Source organism: Pantoea sp. X85, from assembly GCF_029623675.1.
GTDB classification, from domain to species: Bacteria; Pseudomonadota; Gammaproteobacteria; order Enterobacterales; family Enterobacteriaceae; genus Pantoea; species Pantoea leporis.
In genome coordinates, this window is sequence record NZ_CP121108.1 from 3,392,697 (window position 1) to 3,412,479 (window position 19,783).

The 19,783-nt window shown below is 46.3% G+C and carries 14 protein-coding genes; 6 read left to right on the forward strand and 8 right to left on the reverse strand.

Annotated features, from left to right (window positions below):
• Positions 1 to 50: 50 nt before the first annotated feature.
• Entirely contained in the window at positions 51 to 971 is a 921-nt protein-coding gene (gene speB / locus P6287_RS15805; RefSeq protein ID WP_101761932.1) for an agmatinase, read from the reverse strand.
• 488 nt (positions 972 to 1,459) lie between these two features.
• Between speB and P6287_RS15810 the strand changes: the two genes are divergently transcribed.
• The 6 genes from P6287_RS15810 to P6287_RS15835 all read left to right on the forward strand — a co-directional run bounded on the left by P6287_RS15810 (position 1,460) and on the right by P6287_RS15835 (position 8,184).
• Positions 1,460 to 2,236, forward strand: coding sequence for an ABC transporter permease (locus P6287_RS15810; RefSeq protein ID WP_277974059.1), 777 nt, complete (start codon positions 1,460 to 1,462; stop codon positions 2,234 to 2,236).
• On the forward strand, positions 2,233 to 2,916 hold the full coding sequence (locus tag P6287_RS15815; RefSeq protein ID WP_277974060.1) for an ABC transporter ATP-binding protein: 684 nt from the start codon (positions 2,233 to 2,235) through the stop codon (positions 2,914 to 2,916). The genes P6287_RS15810 and P6287_RS15815 overlap by 4 nt, the downstream gene beginning before the upstream one ends.
• A 46-nt stretch (positions 2,917 to 2,962) precedes the next feature.
• Positions 2,963 to 5,365 (forward strand): glycosyltransferase, encoded by a 2,403-nt coding sequence (locus P6287_RS15820; protein WP_277974061.1) that lies wholly within the window; start codon positions 2,963 to 2,965, stop codon positions 5,363 to 5,365.
• A complete protein-coding gene (locus tag P6287_RS15825; protein ID WP_137386410.1) occupies positions 5,362 to 6,282 on the forward strand; it encodes a hypothetical protein in 921 nt (306 codons plus the stop codon). Before P6287_RS15820 ends, P6287_RS15825 begins: the two co-directional genes overlap by 4 nt.
• A 57-nt stretch (positions 6,283 to 6,339) precedes the next feature.
• On the forward strand, positions 6,340 to 7,458 hold the full coding sequence (locus P6287_RS15830) for a Stealth CR1 domain-containing protein (RefSeq protein WP_277974062.1): 1,119 nt from the start codon (positions 6,340 to 6,342) through the stop codon (positions 7,456 to 7,458).
• An 84-nt stretch (positions 7,459 to 7,542) separates the two neighbouring features.
• Complete coding sequence (locus P6287_RS15835; protein ID WP_277974063.1) at positions 7,543 to 8,184, forward strand: acyltransferase; 642 nt, start codon at positions 7,543 to 7,545, stop codon at positions 8,182 to 8,184.
• Between the two features lie 98 nt (positions 8,185 to 8,282).
• On the opposite strand, the gene P6287_RS15840 is transcribed toward P6287_RS15835, so the two are convergent.
• The 7 genes from P6287_RS15840 to P6287_RS15870 form a co-directional block, all read right to left on the reverse strand.
• Entirely contained in the window at positions 8,283 to 9,509 is a 1,227-nt protein-coding gene (locus P6287_RS15840; RefSeq protein ID WP_277974064.1) for a capsular biosynthesis protein, read from the reverse strand.
• 3 nt (positions 9,510 to 9,512) lie between these two features.
• Positions 9,513 to 11,543, reverse strand: a complete 2,031-nt coding sequence (locus tag P6287_RS15845) for a capsular polysaccharide biosynthesis protein (RefSeq protein WP_277974938.1) — start codon at positions 11,541 to 11,543, stop codon at positions 9,513 to 9,515.
• 12 nt (positions 11,544 to 11,555) lie between these two features.
• Complete coding sequence (locus P6287_RS15850; protein WP_277974065.1) at positions 11,556 to 13,232, reverse strand: polysaccharide biosynthesis/export family protein; 1,677 nt, start codon at positions 13,230 to 13,232, stop codon at positions 11,556 to 11,558.
• A 23-nt stretch (positions 13,233 to 13,255) separates the two neighbouring features.
• Positions 13,256 to 14,404: a capsule biosynthesis protein gene (locus P6287_RS15855; RefSeq protein WP_277974066.1), complete on the reverse strand. Its 1,149-nt coding sequence runs from the start codon at positions 14,402 to 14,404 to the stop codon at positions 13,256 to 13,258.
• A 490-nt stretch (positions 14,405 to 14,894) separates the two neighbouring features.
• Positions 14,895 to 16,121 (reverse strand): HlyD family type I secretion periplasmic adaptor subunit, encoded by a 1,227-nt coding sequence (locus P6287_RS15860; RefSeq protein ID WP_277974067.1) that lies wholly within the window; start codon positions 16,119 to 16,121, stop codon positions 14,895 to 14,897.
• Positions 16,118 to 18,289 carry a type I secretion system permease/ATPase gene (locus P6287_RS15865; RefSeq protein WP_277974068.1) on the reverse strand — a complete coding sequence of 724 codons (2,172 nt, stop codon included), beginning with the start codon at positions 18,287 to 18,289 and terminating at the stop codon, positions 16,118 to 16,120. Before P6287_RS15865 ends, P6287_RS15860 begins: the two co-directional genes overlap by 4 nt.
• Positions 18,286 to 19,737 carry a TolC family outer membrane protein gene (locus P6287_RS15870; protein WP_277974069.1) on the reverse strand — a complete coding sequence of 484 codons (1,452 nt, stop codon included), beginning with the start codon at positions 19,735 to 19,737 and terminating at the stop codon, positions 18,286 to 18,288. The genes P6287_RS15865 and P6287_RS15870 overlap by 4 nt, the downstream gene beginning before the upstream one ends.
• Positions 19,738 to 19,783: the final 46 nt, after the last annotated feature.

The following is a 19,783-nucleotide window of genomic DNA, read 5'->3' on the forward strand; positions in this document are numbered from 1 at the left end:
GCCTCCGCAGATTAATTAACCGCCAATAAGTGTAGCCGCAGGAGAAAGGATTAACCTTTATTTGCCGCCTGCACGTGCAGCATGTCCAGCGCCAGTGTGGCTGCGGCCAGCGAGGTCAGATCGGCGTGATCGTAGCCCGGCGCCACTTCCACCAGATCCATACCGACGATATTCATGCCCTGCAAACCGCGAATCAGCTTGGTGGCTTTATCGCTGCTCAAGCCGCCAATCACTGGCGTGCCGGTGCCCGGTGCATGGGCGGGATCCAGACAATCGATATCAAAGGTCAGATACACCGGCAGATCGCCAACGGTACGCTTCACTTCCGCCAGAATGTCATCAACGCTGCGATCGTTGACCTGCGCGGCATCCAGCACGTTGAAGCCCAAGCTCTTATCGAACTCGGTACGAATACCGATCTGTACAGAGTGCTGCGGATCGATCAAACCCTCTTTTGGCGCGGTGAAGAACATGGTGCCGTGATCGAAAGTAGGACCATTGGAATAGGTATCGGTGTGCGCATCGAAATGCACCAGCGCCATTTTGCCGAAGTGCTTAGCGTGTGCACGCAGCAGCGGCAGAGTGACGTAGTGGTCACCGCCAAAGGTCAGCATGCGCTTACCGTTCGCTAGCAGTTTCTCGGCGTGCGCCTGCAGTTTGTCAGAGAGATCCTGTGAATCGCCAAAGGCATAAACCAGATCGCCGCAATCCACCACGTTCAAACGCTGGCGCAGATCGAAATCCCACGGCCAGCGACAGCCTTCCCACGCCAGGTTGGTGGAAATCTGGCGGATTGCCCCCGGACCTAAACGGCTGCCTGGACGACCGGAGGTCGCGGCATCGAAAGGAACACCGGTGATCACCCACTCAGCGTCACTGTCGTAAGGCTGGAAGTTGAGGGGGAAGCGCATGAAACCAAAAGCGTTAGAAACCAATGAGTTATCATACTGATTGCCCAAGGTGTTATGCATAACTGGTCCTCTTAAGATCCGTAAGTCGATAGGTCTGTTTAGGTATAGATGAAAAAAATCCCCTCAACGTAAATACTACGAGGAAGGGATAGATGGGCGTGATTATTACGAAGATTGAAGTTGGGTGCAATCAATGCTTTGACGTGGTAAGCCTCCAGAAAAATCAAGGTCAATCATTTCGGCTGGAGAGAGCTTGAAACCACAAACGATAATAATTTAATCAAGAATGTTTTGAGCAAAGTGAATAAGGAAAATTGAGCCTTTTCTCAATTATCTTCATAGGAAGGCAGGCAATAATTTCATCGATTGAAAAGTAGCAAATACGATACAAATCAAATAACAACCCATTTAATCAGCTAACTGTAGATGGCAAATCAACGCGACCATTCGAGTCTGCTTATTATCTATTATCTTATCTTCAGCGCATTGGTAACTGTTAAGCCAAGGGCGGTAGCATATCTATTAATCAAGAATACTGTGAGTTTTAAATGGCAAGAAGTGGATTAAATGTACAAAGCGCCACGATTAACGCATTGTTTTTTAGAGAGATAAGAACCAGATTCGGTAAGTTCCGTTTGGGGTATCTCTGGGCGATACTAGAACCATCAGCCCATTTATTAATATTGATGGCCATTTTTGGCTTCATCATGCATAGGATAATGCCAGACATTTCCTTCCCTGTATTCTTACTTAATGGGATTATTCCCTTTTTCATTTTTTCTAATATCTCTACTCGATCACTTGGAGCAATTGACGCGAACCAAGGCTTATTTAACTATCGTCCGGTTAAACCCATCGATACTGTTTTAGCAAGGGCGATGTTAGAGACGATTATCTACGTAACTGTCTATATATTTCTGATGTTGATTGTTTGGGCTGCCGGGGAGTATTTTTCTGTGGCAAATCTACTGCAATTAGTGGGTGCATGGAGTCTTTTGATTATTTTCTCATGTGGCGCTGGACTCATTTTTATGGTGATAGGTAAAACCTACACAGAAACGCAGAAGCTTTTGCCAATTCTCCTTAAACCGCTCTATTTCATCTCGGGAATAATGTTTCCACTGCACGCAGTGCCGAAAGATTACTGGCCATTTCTAATCTGGAATCCCCTCCTGCATGTGGTGGAACTCAGCCGAGCAGCAGTGATGCCGGGCTATAGTAGCGAAGGCGTCAGCCTCGTTTATCTCGCCATTCTCACACTAACGACATTATTTTTGGGGCTTGCCATCTATCGCACCCGTGAAGAGGCAATGCTGACATCATGATTAAGATTGAAAATCTTACAAAGTCGTACCGCACCTCATCAGGCCGGCACTTCGTGTTTAAAGATTTGAACCTCACCCTTCCAAGTGGAAAAAGTGTGGCGTTGGTTGGCCGAAATGGCGCAGGTAAATCAACATTATTGCGCATGATTGGTGGTATTGACCGGCCTGATAGCGGCGCAATCACTACCAATAAAACGATTTCCTGGCCGGTTGGCCTTACTGGCGGTTTTCAGGGCAGTCTTAGCGGTAGGGAAAACGTTAAATTCGTCGCGCGTTTATATGCCAAACATAATGAGATGAAAGAGAAAATAGATTTTGTTGAGTCATTTGCTGAATTGGGTAAATACTTCAATATGCCGATCAAAACTTATTCATCCGGAATGAAATCAAGATTAAGTTTTGGTTTAAGCATGGCTTTTGATTTTGATTATTATCTTGTGGATGAAGTCACCGCGGTAGGTGATGCGCGCTTCAAAGAAAAATGCTCAAAGATGTTCCAGGAACGACATAAAAGTGCGAGTTTTTTGATGGTGTCGCATAGCTTAAGTACGCTCAAAGAGTATTGTGACGCAGCTATTTTCATTGGTAGGGATAATTATGTCAATTATTATGACTCGGTAAATGATGCTATTGAAGCTTACTTAAGAAGTGAAAATAACAAAAATACTATTCCAATATAAATAACACCGCTGATCATTTTACAACAATCTATTTTAGGTAAGAGAAATGAAGGGAATCGAACATCAAGATTTGTTGATACTCATTGGAGAAAAAGGAGGGTTGCAGGCCCGTGATAATGGCTTTTGTTATTTTCAGCATAGAATGAAGTCAGGATTTAAAAACACTTTTTTCATATATAGCAAACAGAATGTCGACATAGAAAAACTTTTACCTTTTAATAAAAACATCATACTTAAGGATAGCAAAAAGCATTATAAGATATTTTTTAATGCAGATTACCTCCTGCTTAATGACGGATATCTTGATACTTTCCCCTCTTTTAATAAAAAACCATTAGAAAAGGGCTGGGCTCCCATCGTGTACCTTCAACACGGAATCATCTCTTACAAGAGAATATTCATATTTAAAGGTCACTACAACGGTAGAATAAGATATTTTAGCACTTCGTTGAAGTCAGAAAAAAATATCGTTATCAATACACTACAAACACAAAAAGATATTAACCAAACAAAAAGATTAGCCATCAAATACAAAATACCACACTACGATGACTTTTTTTCCAGGAATAACCTGGAAGATTTCTACATCTTGCTACTCCAGCGCTATTACGTTAACAAAAATTCTGTTGAGGTCGATGATTTACAGGCGCTAAAGAAACTCATACTGAATATTGGTTTCCTCGACAAAAGAGTGATCAATAGTGGCTTGTCGCGACATGAGCTACTACCAATGAAGAAGAAAAATGAAAAAAACATATTATTCTTTTTTACCTGGCGTGAAGAGTGGACAAAACCTGGCGATGACAATCCATTTTTAGACATAGTCCAGCAGATTAAAAACAGCCAAGGAATAATTGATTATGCAAATAAAAGAAATTTAAACATCGCATTTTATTTGCATGAAAAGATACTCCATCTTAAACCAATGATAGAAAAACTCTTTGATGGAGCTATTTCATTTGTCGGGCATGATGACTTTTCAGCAGTATTAAAAGATACGGCTGTATGCATAACAGATTACTCATCAATTGCCTTTGAATTTAACCTGATAAAAACACCGGTTATTTTCCTACAATTTGACTATGATAATTACAAGTTTGAACGAGGTCATTTTTTAAAATCCCCCTATGAATTCAACGGTTCAGTCGTGCGTACTATTGATGAACTTGAAGACCTATTTTCAGACAAAAGCATTGATTTCAAGATCAAACATCGAGCCAGAAAGGATTTCCTTAAAGTCATCCGTGATTATGAAAATTTTAATAAAACTAATAAATTTCTGGATAACGTGATTGCCGATAAACAACAGCACATTGTTTACTGCTGTTATAATATCTATGGCGTAGGTGGAACAGTACAAACAGTTATAAACCAGGCAAATTATCTGGTTTCTGTTGGCTATCAGGTATCCATTATCTCAATGCGGCGCACCAGTGATACACCTAAGCTACAACTTGATCCCAGTGTACGTATTGAATATCTCAATGACGCACGCAGCAATGGCAAGTTCCGCACAAAGCTGGATAGTCACCTCGCTCAATATTCTTCAAAGATTTTTAAAAAATCAGAAGATCTTTACAATGGCTTATCTTTGTTGACAGACTTCAAACTGGTAAGCATTTTAAAAACTATTAAGAACGCAATAATTATAGGCACATTCCCAGGCCTATGTGTGAATATCATCAAGCATGCCCATAAGTCGAATAAAGTCATTGTTCAAGAACATCGTGAATTTAGCTCACACTCTAAAGAAATACAGATAACTTTGTTAAGAAACTATCCTAAAGCTTACAAGGTACTTACTCTCACCTCTTTTCAAAAAGAAGAGTACAATGCTCAAGGAATTAGTAAGGTTACCCCCATTCCAAATGGACTCGAAGATAAGTTTCCACTAATTTCACAATCGGGTAGGGATACTCAGAAGAAAAGAATTGTTTCTTTTGGTCGTTTGATTGAGTTAAAACAATTCAATTTATTAATAGAATCTTTTGCAAAAATAGCAAAAAAATTCCCAGATTGGATTTTAGATATTTTTGGTGACGGTGATGAAAAAGAAAACCTTATCAATCAAATTGCAACGCTAGGTTTAACATCACAAGTTACCATTCATCCACCGACATCATTAGTTTATGAAGAGATCTACAATAGTGCATTCTGCGCACTCACATCTGCTAAAGAAGCTTTTGGGATGGTCTATATTGAAAGATTTAGCATGAGCAAACCTGTGGTTAGTTATGATATAGGCTATGGTCCTAAAGATTTCCTGGTGAATGAATATAACGCTTTAGTTTCTCCCTGTTTTGATACACAACACTTTGCCATGAACATGGAAAGACTTATGGCTGATGAGAACTTACTAATTCAACTTGGAGAGAACAGTCGAAAAACCTATCTTGAAAAATACGAAATATCTAAAGTTATGGATAAGCTATTAAAGGAGTGTGAATGATGACTAAAACATCAAAATTATTAAATACCCCCGGTCTTTTCGTTAAGGATGCTTTTAAGAATATTCTGGGTGGAAGATCAAAAGAAATAATTAATGCAGTAAACACAACGCCAACGGTTGAAACAATCACTGAGCCTCCATTACTAAAATATGATAATGAAAAATTAAACATTCATTTAATAGTCATCGACACTATAAGTGATAAAATAAAATTCAAAGAAAGCTTAGTAAGGTATCAGTATCGTAGTATTATTAAGTACACTAATTTTAAAAGTCTCTCATACATTAGCCAAAGTATAATAAGCAACAACAGTGACATAAGTGTTTTTAAAAACTACAGTGAGGCTTTCAAAAATAAGATAAGAAACATCAGTCCAAAACGAGAATTATTTATATTTATAGATTTAAACTTTCTATTCCTTAAGAAGGTTACGAATAAAGATTTTATATCTCCAACGGGTATTCCTTATACTTTTATTAAGAATAAAAAAAGAAACATCGACCGAGTAAAAAACACCTTCGCAGAACACTTCTGTGAATTTGATTATAATTTTTCACCCGCTGAAAAATTCTGTTGCGTTGATAATATGCAACTTTGTCATTACAACAACATACTTGAGTCTGTCAGTAACCCACACGATTACTTATTCGAGTTCTTACCCATTTCTAACACTATGACTAAGGGAGAGCAAAGTATAATTAAATCACCCATTCAGTTTGCCCTGCTTGATAGAGGATATGAAGAAAAATTCATCTGGATACAATCTGTGCATGGCTCGAAACGATGTCCTCTCGCCGTAACATTCAACAAGATGAATGATAAAAACGATGACTATGCTATGTTTTTAGATACGATTGTTCCTCATGTTTCACGTGACGAACACTATTTATCCGTGAAGCAGGAATTGAGTCATTGAAATAAAAAAAATAAATTAGTCCATTCTCAAAATTTACAGGGTGGATTAATTTTAAAAATGAAACCCAATAAGATGCTAACTATTTCTCTTAGAAAAATCAGGAAATTCAAAAGAGCACCAATACTCTTTTTGAGAGACTACCTACTAAAACGACACCCTTTAATCTTAAATCATAACAATATAATCAATGCAACAGAAGGTATTATTGTTAGTGCTTTACAAAACTCAATATCTTCCTTCAAACCTAACTTCAAAATCGATGTTGTATACACCTGGGTCGATGCAAATGATTCAGCATGGTTGCAAAAAAAAAGGCTGCACAGCAATGCAAATATATCATATGCACTTTATGCAACTGAAGAATCAAGATTCAGTAACCATAATGAACTCTATTACTCCCTACTCAGTATTGAAAAAAATATACCGTGGGTAAACAGGATATTTATAGTCACTGACCATCAAACACCATTAATTCCAGATAGCCTCAAGGATAGAGTGGTATTAGTTGACCATTCCGAAATCATTCCACAACAATATTTGCCTACATTTAACTCACATGTAATTGAAGCTTACCTATACAAAATTAAGGGATTATCAGAACACTTTATTTACTTTAACGATGACTTCTTTGTTGCTCAAAAAAACAACCCTGAGCATTTCTTCAAGTCAAATGGGATAGCGAGTTTATTTGTTGGTAACAAAAGCACTTCATATTCTCCAGGGAAAGAAAGAACAACAGCAACTTTATCAGCATGTCAGAATTGTAACGATATCTTCGAATCAAAATTTGCTGTTCGATTTGACAATACACTGACTCATACTTATGTACCTTTGATTAAATCTGTTTTTGAAGAAAGTACGTCTATGTTTCAACATGAAATCGCTGCATTTTCCAGAAACAAATTCAGAGCGACGAATGACTTAAATGTTGCTACCTTCCTCGTTCCATATCATCAATATATTCTGGGTAAATCCGCGCCGAATCTGGACATCTGTTTTTATTTTAATATCCGTTCTCCTGCATCAGGCAGTTTCTATCGAGCGCTTATTAATGGCAAAAAAGACAATAATCTCCCACATTCATTTTGTGCAAATGACTTTAGCTCTAATGAATTTAATCATGATGGTTACAGTGAAAGATTAAATGAATTTCTATCATCATTTTTTATCTCGTAAAGTCATGACGTAAAAAGAATGACAAAGCTTCTTTATAGTGATTGCAATCGAAAAACACTTAAAATGAATAGGATCAACGTTGTTATGAATGATAGTTATGAGAAACAGATTGCAAGCTTCATTGCAGCAGGAAATGTTGTTATAGGTAAACCCGAAAAAGTTTTAGGTGATTTCAGTCTAAATTTTCAATCAGGTAAGAACTCCAGCATTACTTTCAGCGAAGGATGCATATTAAATAATGTATCTATTAATATGGAAAATGGTAACGGTGAATGGAAAGTTGGTAAAAAAACCTACATTCGCGGACGTTACTTTATTGGTGCTGGATCTAAAATTGAAATCGGAGATCAAACAGCAATGAATCGTCATGTACTTATTGTTGCTACTGAAGGCGCATCAATCACCATAGGCAAGGATTGCCTCTTCTCTGACATAACGATGTCTACGACAGATTGGCATTCAATCATTGATGATATGACTGGAGAAAGAATAAATCCTGCCAAATGTATTGTCATTGAGGATTCAGTATGGCTGGGTGAGAATGTCACAATTCAAAAAGGCATTACGATTGGAAAGAATAGTATAATTGGCTCAAAAGCTTTAGTGACAAAAACCATTCCGCCAGGAAGTTTAGCCGTTGGTATTCCTGCAAAAATAATCAGAGAAAACGTCAGGTGGCAGCGTACACTCATTCCTATGGACTTCCTGCCAGCAGAACCTTACTAAACTAAAATGGGCTAAATATTGAATGGGAACCCGTAATTGACGAACCATGCTGCGCCTGAGTGTCAGCATGGCGTTAATTAACAACGCTGAAATTGAGCTCATTTAAAGTTTTGCACGTCTTCTAATTCACACCAAACTTTACTCGAAAAAACGTTCCATTGGTAATAATGGATATTAACTTGCGTCTGGCAGGTCAAATGTGACATAAAATTTTTGAATAAATAATCATCTGTAATAAACTGATCCCGCCAAAAAAAATCCAATCCCGACTGAAACGTTACTCCTCGAATGTCGTACAATGCCTCGCCCATCACTTTTAGCCGCTTACCATGCATCAACGCTAAAATCCCTGCGGTGCTGTTAATCGTTACCACACCTTGAGCATGTGAAATTAATTCCCGCAAAGGGAGATCATGAATATAAACTACTCTATCTATAATATTTAAACGCTTGCAGAGCTCGTTGATCAGCGCTGCGTAATTGCGATGCCCGCAATCCATTGGATGATGTTTAATCACCAGATAAGTATCCGCTGGTGCATGCTGCGCAAAAGAGCACATTACCTCAAGGATATAATCCCGCACATCATTATAAGGGCTATGATGCTCTATTTGGCTGTCATTATAAACTTGTAAAATCGCCAGGTAATAGCGCTGATCTAGCTCAATCGTTAATCTATTAAGTATATATCTCTGCTTAAACTGATATAATGTCTTGCGCCACCCAGCACGAAACCAATATGTGGCTTCGCGCCAAGGTGAAAATGGTTTATGGTGACAATATTGGTCAAAGGTATGTCGATAATACCAGCTAATGAAGTAATACCAACTGGCATGCGCCATCCTGCGGATTTTAGATGGATAACATGCCTCTATTTTCGCTGCTGGCTGCGCCAGTAGCTGTCGATAGAACTCAGCATCGCGCGGCAATGAAGAGTTGCCATTGACACCGCCCTCCTCGAGCGTAATAAAATTTGGTCGCAGATATCCTTCTTCGAATACGAAAAATCTTACCCCTTGCGTATGCGCCCAGCCCTTCGCTACCTTATGCAGCGTCCGGCAATCGCCAAAGCACAAAATCGTATCAAAGTCATAATCCCGCTTAACTTGGTTGAGCCAAGCCGAAAACTCCTTTTCTGTTTGCATGAACGCGAGGTATTTACGTTTACGGCAATAGAAGCGGTCGCCGCCGTTGAATACGACATTCACGGCTTCACGCCCTAATGACTCCAGCCAATAAGCCATGTCATTAAAGAAAGGTCCCATTGGCCCTTGCAACAATAGGAACTGCTTTCCTTTTAGCAGCTTTTTAATAGCTTCACTCATGGTTTAAAATGCTAATTTAACCTTAATAAACATTGATAACTTTTTTCCCATCCGCATAAGTCTGTCTCGCCAATTTTTATCAATCACCATATTTGCTCGTGGCGTATTGATGAGAATTTCAATGGCTTCTTCTACTGAAATAGCATCCAGTCGTAACGGATGAATGTAAGTCGGATAGGCAATTAATGCTTGATAGATCAAATCGTAAAGGCCTAATTGTTTCACTCGGCGGAAACAATCATGCTCGTCATATGTTAATCCCCATCCAGCATAGAATGGCATGCCGTAGCAGTACACGCGTTTGCCATGCAATAAAGCTTCGAATCCTGAGAGCGATGTCATCGTATGTACTTCATTGGAAACCTGAATACATTGAATAATGTCTGCATCCAGCGCCTGATAATCAGCATATTGATTAATTTCTCTATCAGTAATATGCCCTTTGCGGTTGCCTACTACTACATCTGGATGTGGCTTGTAAATAATGTATGCCGCAGGATTACGCTCCCGTACGGTTCGTAACAAATCCCGATTAGTACAGATTGTAAAGGTGCCAGTCTGAATAGATGCATCATTTTCTACCTGGCCTGGCACCAATAATACGCGTTTACCTTTTGAATCGGCTGGCAAAGTAAAATCAGCGCCAAGATTGTATTTACTGATTCTGTTATTTACGAGCCGATGATGAATCTTCCTCGCCCGCGAACATTGAGCATCGGTTAATTCACTTTCATTGAGCAACATCTCTAAATCACTGGGTCGCGTGGCATCGTAATAAATACCACGTTTATCCAATACCAAGGACAACGGCGGCAGAAGATCTGAACCCAGGCCCGAAGAGCGTAAAAAACCATCTTCCATCCGCCAAACAGGTAATTGTTGGGCTTGCGCTTTTTCCAACCAACGCTGCTCGCCAGCAATTCCCCATACCACACACGCGGTAGCCAGCTTATTACTTTTTGAAAAACTCAACGTATTGGTAGCGGTACGCAAAAACGGTTTAAGGATGGTGTATTTCCACATCGATAGACCCGGCGCCCAGAGATGTCCGATACGTGGTAACTGATAGTTGCGTTGCAATTGGATCCAATGCAAAACATCAAACAGCGTTGCGGGCTCGCCGGTCAACGGGTGGATATAGCGGCTATAGCGCAAGTAGGCCGCCGCAAACAGTTGCTCAAGCGTAGCGTTGCCACGCCGTTCACTTAGCTGCTTAGCTTGTGGATGGCGATCGTCGGTCAATCCCCAACCGGCATACCAGGGTTGGCCAAAGCACGTCACCGGTTTACCTGCCATCAATGCTTCAAATCCATACTGCGAAGTCATGACATAGACACGTGAGACATGCCGCAACAGAGATTGTGGGCTCACATCATCAGCCATGAGATGTATACGATGCGTGGATTGAAAGGAGTGGTAATATCCTGACTTCTTGCCTTGTAGTACGTCCGGATGGACTTTTATCCACACCATGGCACCAGGATTTTCCCGTATCGCCGCCTCTAACATCAGGACAAAATTATTCGGCCCCGCATTGCCATAGGTGACGGACATGTCACCTAGCGTTTGGTCAATAACCAATACCACATTGCTGGTTGCATGTGCTCCAGCAATAAAAGCCGGAGCCTGATTATATTTCGATAAATCTTGCTCAACGATAATGCTCATTGCTCGTTTGGCGTCATCGGCAAGCCGTTGATTAACGGCTCTTTCCTGGATCATCTTCTCTAACTCGCTGGGCCGGTTAGCATCGTAATAGATCCCCAATCTATCCAGCACCAGTGAAAAAGGTGGCGCGCCATTAACGCCAAGATCCAGCGAGCGGATATAGCCATCTTCCAGTCGCAGGACTGATTTTCCTACACCACGCGCCCACGCCACCGGCTGACGTGTATTGGGACGATATCCCCACACTGCAATGGTGGTCACGGCATCGGAAACAGGCCGTTGCCGCGATAATTTCTGGCACGGCTGGGCCAGGAAATTACGCAAAAATGGAATTCGCCAGATGCCTGAAGAGAATATACCAATCATCACGATGCACCCTTACAGCGTAAGAACCACTTTCGCCGCAACGGCTAATTGATACAGGATGGTGGAAATGCCACGCGTCACTTCGATGCTCTTCGATTCATACTTCGGCAGCACCATTAACTCATCACCTGGATTCAGCGCACCGACATCTTCCGCGTCTTCAGCCGCGCCGTTCTGGCGAATAACGATGACGCGCGCATTGCCGGACTTCTGCGTAAAGCCACCGCTTTTGGCGATGTAATCTTTCGCTCGTAAGCCTTTCTCCCAGCTCACTGCATTCGGGAACAACACTTCACCATGTACCAGCACCAGTGAGGTTTTCTGAGGAATGCTAATCACATCACCATCTTCCAGCAGGGTGGCCGCGAGGTTTTTTTCGTTCAGAATGACTTCACCTTTTGGCACGACCTGACGCGCTTTCGTCACAAATCGGCTGACCAATTGCGCTTCCTGGAAGCGAAGGCCAGCCTCTTCCTTGGTGGATGATTGCGCAGAAAGCGAGGCTTCCTCTAACTTCTGCAACGCCAGGTTCATCATCTCTTTCTGGCGGGAGGCCACGGAGGGACGATACAGCTTGATGGCACTCATCTGCGACATACTATTAGGTCGAATCTGCTTCAACACCGCCTGCATGTTGGATCCGTAAGGCAGTACCATCGCGTGTTCACCTGAGTGTGCGCCTTCAACGCGGACCTGAATCGTGCTGGCATAGCGATCGGTGCTCACAATCAGTCTGTCACCATCTTGCAGGAAGCGGCCGTTCGCCTCGCGAATTGGATAATATTCGCTGCGCTTTGCTAAACCTTGCTGGCGCACAATAGTAATATGCGTCGCACCCGGTTTGACTCGCGCCCAGCTCAAAGCTTCGGTGACAGGAATAGTGCTGTTGCGAAATTCAAAGTTATAGCTATTGAATACATCGCCTTGCACATTGAACGTATGCTGACGCGGCCCGACCACAATGGTGTCGCCATCGGCAAATTGTGATAATCCCAATTTACCGTTAAGCAAAAAATCATACAGGTTGATATTGGATCGCACTTTATTGCCACGTTTCACTGCAATATCGACGTAGCTACCACGTTCAGGATCAACGCCGCCCGCTTTAATCAAATAGTTCAATAGGGAATCCGACGTCACGCCGCCATATAAACCCGGGCTGTGGACAAAACCGGTGACGTAGACTTTCACAGGCTGTGCCTGTAATAGCGATGCATACACACTGACGTTGGCTTGGTAGACCTGCTTCACTTTGCTGGTAATCAGCGCGTTTAGCTGGCTGTTACTGATGCCAGCGACTTTTACCGGCCCCACATTTGGCAGGAAAATGTTGCCTTTGGGATCAACTTGCAACGCGCCGTCAAAAGTAAATGCGCCCCATAAACGCACCTGAACGCTATCTCCTGGATTCAGGATATAGCCGGGATTGAAACCTACGCTTGCCCCGTTCTCTCCGCTATTGCCATTAAACAGCTGAGCACCAAACATACGGCTAAGTACCACAGGTGCGGCTGGCAGAGGCGTATCATCAAATCCGCTGTTATTGCTGCTGATATTTGCCGGTGCCGAATTGAGCAGAGATTGTGTTTTAACGCCGGTTAAGTTTGCATCAGCGTTAATATTTAAGGCCGCACTGGCCTGCGCAGTGAAGCAAGCTGCGATCATTACAAATGATTTTAAAATTTTCATAACAGACTCATTCTGCGACAGCATTAATCCCGATGATCTTCAATCACCGCCAATAACAGTTTCAGGGTGCCAAACATTAAGCAGCACACCAGCAACCAGCAGGCGATCAAATACGGAATGTTGGGGAAAGTGGACTCTTGCGGCTGCTGCGGTGAACTGATCACCGAAAGCACTTTCAGTTTACGAGCGGCTTCCACGCGTGTTTTTTCGATAGAGGTCAGCGCAAGCTTGTAAAGCTCATTATCAAAGGCGACACGCGATCTAATCTCTTCAAACTCCACCGCCATGCGGTTAAGTTTGTCGCCCTGCGGCGCGGTGATTTTGCCTTTCTCGTTATCGATCTGCGCCTGCATCGAGGCAATGGCGTTACGTACGCTGACAACTTGCGCAGCGTCATCACGCAGATAGGTCAGCAGAGTACGCAGCTCCGCTTCCATCTGGATCTTCTGCCCCATCAGCGTGTTAACCAGTGAACTGGCTGCTAACGCTTGCGCTTCAGGATCCAGCACATTGTTGCTGTTCTGATACGCCAGTAGCTCGGATTTACTGTTATTCAGGCGTGAGCGGGACTTTTCCATCTCCTTTTCCGCAAAGGTCAGCTGATCACGCGCAATACGGTGCGACAACTCATTAATAAAGCGTTCGGACTCTTTCAGCACCGCTTTATTAAAGTTAAGGGCAAAGTCCGGCGTAAAGCCTTGCGTGCGAATAGCCAGCAATCCCGCTTTATCGTCATACGTTACGCTGATACGTTCACGATAATAACGCAGGAATTTTTCGGCAGTTTCATCAGGAGACAGATGGTGCAAGAAATCCAGCCCGCTTTGGCTGAAGGCTTGACGGAAATTAAGTTGTTTATCTAGCACTGCCAGCATATCCGGCGAATTGATGTACTCCTTTAAGTAGAGTGCATCTTCCACCGAACTGGGATTAATCGCCCCTAACAACAAGCCAAAATTCACGCTATTGCTGGCAAGATCATCTGAGCGTTTAATCGCGACTTTGGATTCGCTCACAAAACGCGGCTGACTGAATATTGCCAGATAAATAATCAGCAACGTCATTGGGAGAAAAATGATCGCTTTTCCGAGGTGCCGTTTAAGATTGGCGAAAGAAACAACGCCTAATCTTTTTTCAAATTTTGATAAGGTGGAATTCTCTTTTATTAACATGGAGCAATCATCAAATATTCATAAGCGTGCCGTAGCACATCATTGAGGTTCGGCCTGCGGCTCTGCGCATTAATAACCCTGCCGCCCCTCGAGGAAAATCCAATATTTCGGGATGTTTTTTGGTGGAAAATTGCAGCGCATTAAAGAAAAGTACCGCGTCCGTCTTCCCGCGCTCGAAAATAAAACCACATTGATTTGTTCATAATTTCATGTGCGTAACGTATCAAAGCGCTCAGCTTAGCGTTAAGCGCACTTAGCGCCTTTGAGAAACGGCTTGTTATCGTTCACTTCGGGAAACCCTTTTCTCTAATAACAAGCCAGCTCAAGACATTTCTTGCTGTAATTAATTATATAAGTGCGGAATTTGATATTTAACGGTTCGTGTAATAGTTGCCGAAACTTCATGGTGCCCTCATCAATCACCCAAATAAAAAACCGCCGTTTCCTGAGGAAAACAGCGGTTTTAAACTAACGCGTTATACCGTTCCAATTAGCGTTCCCGCATCGCCTCTTGCGCTTTGTTAAACGGCTTAATCAGATAATCCATCACCGTCTTCTCACCGGTTTTAATATCCACGGTAGAAACCATGCCGGGACTGATGGAGAAGCGCTTACCGGCTTTATTCTGCACGTAGTCGTTATCGGTGCGGATAAACACGCGGTAATAGTAAATTTCCGGTTTCACCTCATCCTGAATGGTATCCGGCGAGATGCTCTCCACCACGCCGTTCAGGCCGCCATAAATGGCGTAGTCATACGCCGAGATCTTCACCACCGCCCGCTGGCCGGGACGGATAAAGGCGATATCGCGCGGTGACAAACGCGCTTCAATCAGCAGACGATCGTTCATCGGCACAATGTTCATCAGCTCGCCATTCGGCGGTACCACGCCGCCCACGGTGGAGACTTTGATGTTTTTTACGATGCCGCGCATCGGCGAACGGATGGTCAGTCGCGTCACCGTGTCTTCACGCCCTTTCACCACTTGCGCCATGCTGTCAGCTTCGGCGTTGGCTTTCGCCAGCTCCTCACGCGCCTGCACGTAATATTGCGAACGCATATCGGTGAGTTTCAGCTCCAGATCTGATTTATCGCGCTGCAAACGCAGCACTTCCACGCTACTGGCGGCACCGGTTTTGGCCAGACGCTGCGTGATGGCCAGCTCGCGGTTAGCCAGCGCCAGCGACTCTTTAAACTGCGCAGTCGCATCACTGAGCTGTGCGCGGCGGGTTTTATACAGCCGCGTTTCTGACGCCATCAGATCGGGAAACTTATTCAACTCTGCCGGGAAACTCAGCGGCTGATCGTTCACTTCCGCATTGAGACGCGCGGCGGCAGCCAATGCCGCACGATAGCGTGCCGCACTTTCGCCGACGTTGGATTGCGAGCGCGTGGCATCGAGGCGCGCCACCACTTGCCCGGCCTGCACCTGATCGCCTTCGTGCACATACAGCTCGGTGAGGATGCCGCCTTCCAGCGATTGCAGCACCTGATCGCGCGAGCTAGGAATCACTTTGCCGGTGCCAGTTGAGACTTCATCCAGCACGCCAAACCAGGCCCAGATCACCGCAACGAGGATCAGTGCGGTGCTGATGACGATCAGCCGCACCGCGCCGGTGTAATGGGTTTCGGATCGCAGCTCGCCGAGCAGATCGTCGGAGGAATCCACTTCTGCCGCCGTCACTAAGCGCAGTCTTGCCGGTAATTGTTTGATCATGATTGCGCCTCCGACAGGTTGCCGTTAGTACGCGGTGTTGGCAAGGCGTTCTCTTTCGGGCTGTCCATCACCAGTTGTCCCTCTTTCAACACCAGCACACGATCCACTAGCGCGAGGATCGCCGCACGGTGCGTCGCCACGATCAAGGTGCGCCCGTTGAGCCACTGACCGAGACGTTCGATAAACTCTTTCTCGGTGTGATCGTCGAGCGCCGCCGTCGGTTCATCCAGCAGGATGATGTTGGGATCGCGCAGCAGCATGCGCGCCAGCAGCAGCGACTGACGCTGTCCGCCGGAAAGCCCAACGCCGCCTTCCATGATCGGATGGTCGAGGCCGAGCGGCAGACGACGAATGAAATCTGCGCCGCCGCTGACGGTGAGCGCGCCAAAGATCGCATCATCGGTGGCGTGCGCCGCGCCCATAGTGAGATTCTCGCGTAGCGTGCCGTGGAACAGCCGCGCGTTTTGCGTCAACAGGCCAACGTTACGCCGCACATCCGCCACATCAATGTGCGGCAGGCTGAGGTTATCCAGCCGCAGTTCACCGCCGACCAGATCGATGCCGCCAATCATCGCCTGCAGCAAGGTCGATTTACCCGAACCGTTGCGTCCCAGCACCGCAATGCGCTCGCCCGGTTTGATGGTCAGGCTTTTAATGCGCAGCGCGATGTTCATCGAATCGGTGTAGTAACGGAACATTGCGTCGGTGAACTGGTAGTGACCAAACAGCACCGGCGTGTGGATCCGCGTTTCGTCTTTGCTGTTTTCCACCGGCAAATTCATCAGCGCATCAAGGCTGCCTTTCGCCGCCTTCACCTGCTGCCAGCGCGCCAGCACGCCACACAGCGTGGCCATCGGCGCAATCATGCGCGAGGAGAGCAGCGACGCCGCCACAATCGCACCGGTGGTAATATCGCCGTTGATTACCATCGGCGCACCGATCACAATCACGCTGGCGTATACCAAACCCTGCACCGTCACGCCCCAGGTAATCAGCGAGTGCATCACTTTGCGCATCTCCACGCCGGATTGCGCGGTAATACGAATGTAGCTGTTCCACTGTTGCAGGAAGCGATCTTCCGCCTGCATCAGCTTGATATCTTCCAGCCCTTGCACGCTCTCCACCAGCACCGCATTTCGCAGCGTCGACTCTTTCAGGTTCTGCTGCGCCAGCTTCGCCAGCTTCTTCTGGCTCAGCACGCCCGGCAGGATCATCAGCAGCACCGCCACCGGCGCAATCCACGCCAGCTGCGGCGCAATAATCGCCATCACCAGCATGAACAGCAGGAAGAACGGCATATCGACAATCGAGGTGACCGTGGTGGACGTAACCATTTCGCGGATCGCCTCCAGCTCGCGCAGCTGCGAGATAAAGGTGCCGGTCGAACGCGGCACCGCGCTGTTACGCAGCCGCAGCGCGTGACCAAATACCCGATCGGAGACGCGCATATCGGCACGCTTGCCCAGCAGATCGGTCACGTGATCGCGCCCAACGCGCAGAATATAAGTGAACACCACCGAGATGATCACGCCGATATACAGCACATACAGCGTGGGATAGGACTGCGCCGGAATCACCCGATCGTACACCTGCATCGAGAAGATAATGCCGACCAGCGCCAGCAGGTTGATCAGGAAGGATCCGAGCATCACGTAGCCGTACGGCCGCAGATCGTGCAGCACCAGACGGCGCAGCCAATCCGGTTTTACCGTGGCGAGATAGCGATCGACGCGGCTATCTTTGGCGGCGGTAACCGGACGCAGCGCGGCGGCAAAGCGGATTTCCGGCAGCAACGTCTCCAGCGCAATTGGTGCTGGCTGTTCATCACCGGCAAAATGCACCCGCACGTCATCGTCGCCATCAAACTGGGTGATAACGCCCACCTGACCGTCGGCCAGCTCAATCGCCAGCGGCAAGCGCCAGCTGGTGATCTCCCACTTATTCTCTTCATATAATTGCAGCGATAAGCCGGCCTGGCGCGCCAGATGGCGTAACGCTTTATCGCGTGACTGTTTGCCCTGCCATTCGGCAGCGGCCATGATCATGCCCGGCGAACAGGGCAAGCGATAATGGCTGGCGATCAGGATGATTGCGGTGGCCCATCCGTGTAAGGGCACGTTTCCCCCGGACGCGCTATCAGGCGCGTCGGGAATCTGTAATTGCGTCATGGCTGGATCTCCACGGACTGGATCCGCTGATTATTCAAAGCAAACGCCGACCGCATATGCCCGGTGCTGTAGAGACAATCGAGCTGCAGTGAGCGTAACTGGCTGATGGTTTGCTGCAATGTGAAACGGGTCTGGAACACTTCCTGCTCGGCGTTGAGAACGTCCAGCAGCGGACGGGTGCCGAGTTGCAGATACTGATCCTGATAGAGCGACTGGGTTTTCTCGCCCAGCGTCTGTTGCCGTCCCATGATCGCCAGGCTGAGCGCCAGGCTTTGCGACGCGTTCTGCGACTCGCTTAGCTGCTGACGCGCTTTAAGCCGCGCCGAGTTGACGGCCGCATTGGCGGCCTGCAATGCATTGGCGGCCGCGTCCCGGCTGGCGGTGATGCCGCCGCCCTGATAGAGCGGCATTTCCACTTTCACAAACGCCGAATATTGGGTGCGATCCAGCGATTCGCTGCCGGAATAGTGATTATTGAGATAATGCGTCACCTGCGGTTCCAGCGAGATGGTTGGCATGTTTTGCGCGTTAGCATTATCGAGTTTGGCCTGCGCCTGATTGGCCTGCGCCCAGGCCGCCAGCACCGACGGATTGAGCTTGTCATCGGCTTTCGCCACCTGACAGGACTGGGTGAGTTTGGTGGGAAAATCGTCGCTGACCTTTTTCACCAGCGGCCAGCCAAGATAGGTTGCCAGCGTGGCGCGCCAGCGGTCGAGGTTGGCTTGATACTGCGTTAGGGTGGTACGCGCGCCTTCGATACGCGCATCGGTTTGGGTGGCATCCGAAAGCGACGCCGCGCCCTCTTCATTACGCTGGCGCGCCAGATCGCCAATCTTACTCAGCGCCGTGAGCTGCTCACGCGCAATTTTGACCAGTTGCTGATAACCCTGCACTTCCACCAGCGCCGCGGCGGTATCGTGCGCCACGGTATCAATGCTCACCAGCACGTTGGCCTGCTCCTGCGCCACGCCCGCTTCGGCGGAACGCACCGAACTGCTGACCTTGCCGAAGTCATACAACATCTGTGAAACCGACAGCACAAACGATGGGCTGAAGCCCTTTTCGCTGTAAGCATTGCTGTAGCCGTTGTTCATGCCGGCACTGATTTGTGGATAGTATTTGGCTTTCGCCACATCAACCTGATTGGCCTGCTCCAGCATTTTCCCCACCGCCTGAGCGATATCGGGATGCCACTGAATGGCGCGCTGTACCGCCTGGTTGATGGTGAGAAAGTCGGGGACGTTGGCGAGGGCGGGTTCCGCCACTTCACCGGTTAATGAAGGCAGTTCTTGCTGTTGCGCTAAACCTGCTGAGGTGATGTGCCCCGCCCGGGTTAACGCGTCACTGGCCGCTAAAAGTGGAGAACTGTAAAGTAAAGCCATGCCCGCACAGAGAACGCTGAGCTTAAACGAACGGCGAAAAGTTGCGCCTGAGTGCATCAGTTCCATCGATAGTCCACCAGTCAATAAAGAGAAAGGGGCACATCCCTGTGCC

Excerpts from the sequence above, each read along its gene's own strand:
- P6287_RS15810 (WP_277974059.1), top strand. The coding sequence starts at position 1,460 with ATGGCAAGAAGTGGATTAAATGTACAAAGCGCCACGATTAACGCATTG.
- P6287_RS15845 (WP_277974938.1), bottom strand. The coding sequence starts at position 11,543 with ATGATTGGTATATTCTCTTCAGGCATCTGGCGAATTCCATTTTTGCGT.
- P6287_RS15835 (WP_277974063.1), top strand. The coding sequence starts at position 7,543 with ATGAATGATAGTTATGAGAAACAGATTGCAAGCTTCATTGCAGCAGGA.
- P6287_RS15855 (WP_277974066.1), bottom strand. The coding sequence starts at position 14,404 with ATGTTAATAAAAGAGAATTCCACCTTATCAAAATTTGAAAAAAGATTA.
- speB (WP_101761932.1), bottom strand. The coding sequence starts at position 971 with ATGCATAACACCTTGGGCAATCAGTATGATAACTCATTGGTTTCTAAC.
- P6287_RS15840 (WP_277974064.1), bottom strand. The coding sequence starts at position 9,509 with ATGAGTGAAGCTATTAAAAAGCTGCTAAAAGGAAAGCAGTTCCTATTG.
- P6287_RS15870 (WP_277974069.1), bottom strand. The coding sequence starts at position 19,737 with ATGGAACTGATGCACTCAGGCGCAACTTTTCGCCGTTCGTTTAAGCTC.
- P6287_RS15815 (WP_277974060.1), top strand. The coding sequence starts at position 2,233 with ATGATTAAGATTGAAAATCTTACAAAGTCGTACCGCACCTCATCAGGC.
- P6287_RS15825 (WP_137386410.1), top strand. The coding sequence starts at position 5,362 with ATGATGACTAAAACATCAAAATTATTAAATACCCCCGGTCTTTTCGTT.
- P6287_RS15820 (WP_277974061.1), top strand. The coding sequence starts at position 2,963 with ATGAAGGGAATCGAACATCAAGATTTGTTGATACTCATTGGAGAAAAA.
- P6287_RS15860 (WP_277974067.1), bottom strand. The coding sequence starts at position 16,121 with ATGATCAAACAATTACCGGCAAGACTGCGCTTAGTGACGGCGGCAGAA.
- P6287_RS15850 (WP_277974065.1), bottom strand. The coding sequence starts at position 13,232 with ATGAAAATTTTAAAATCATTTGTAATGATCGCAGCTTGCTTCACTGCG.
- P6287_RS15830 (WP_277974062.1), top strand. The coding sequence starts at position 6,340 with ATGAAACCCAATAAGATGCTAACTATTTCTCTTAGAAAAATCAGGAAA.
- P6287_RS15865 (WP_277974068.1), bottom strand. The coding sequence starts at position 18,289 with ATGACGCAATTACAGATTCCCGACGCGCCTGATAGCGCGTCCGGGGGA.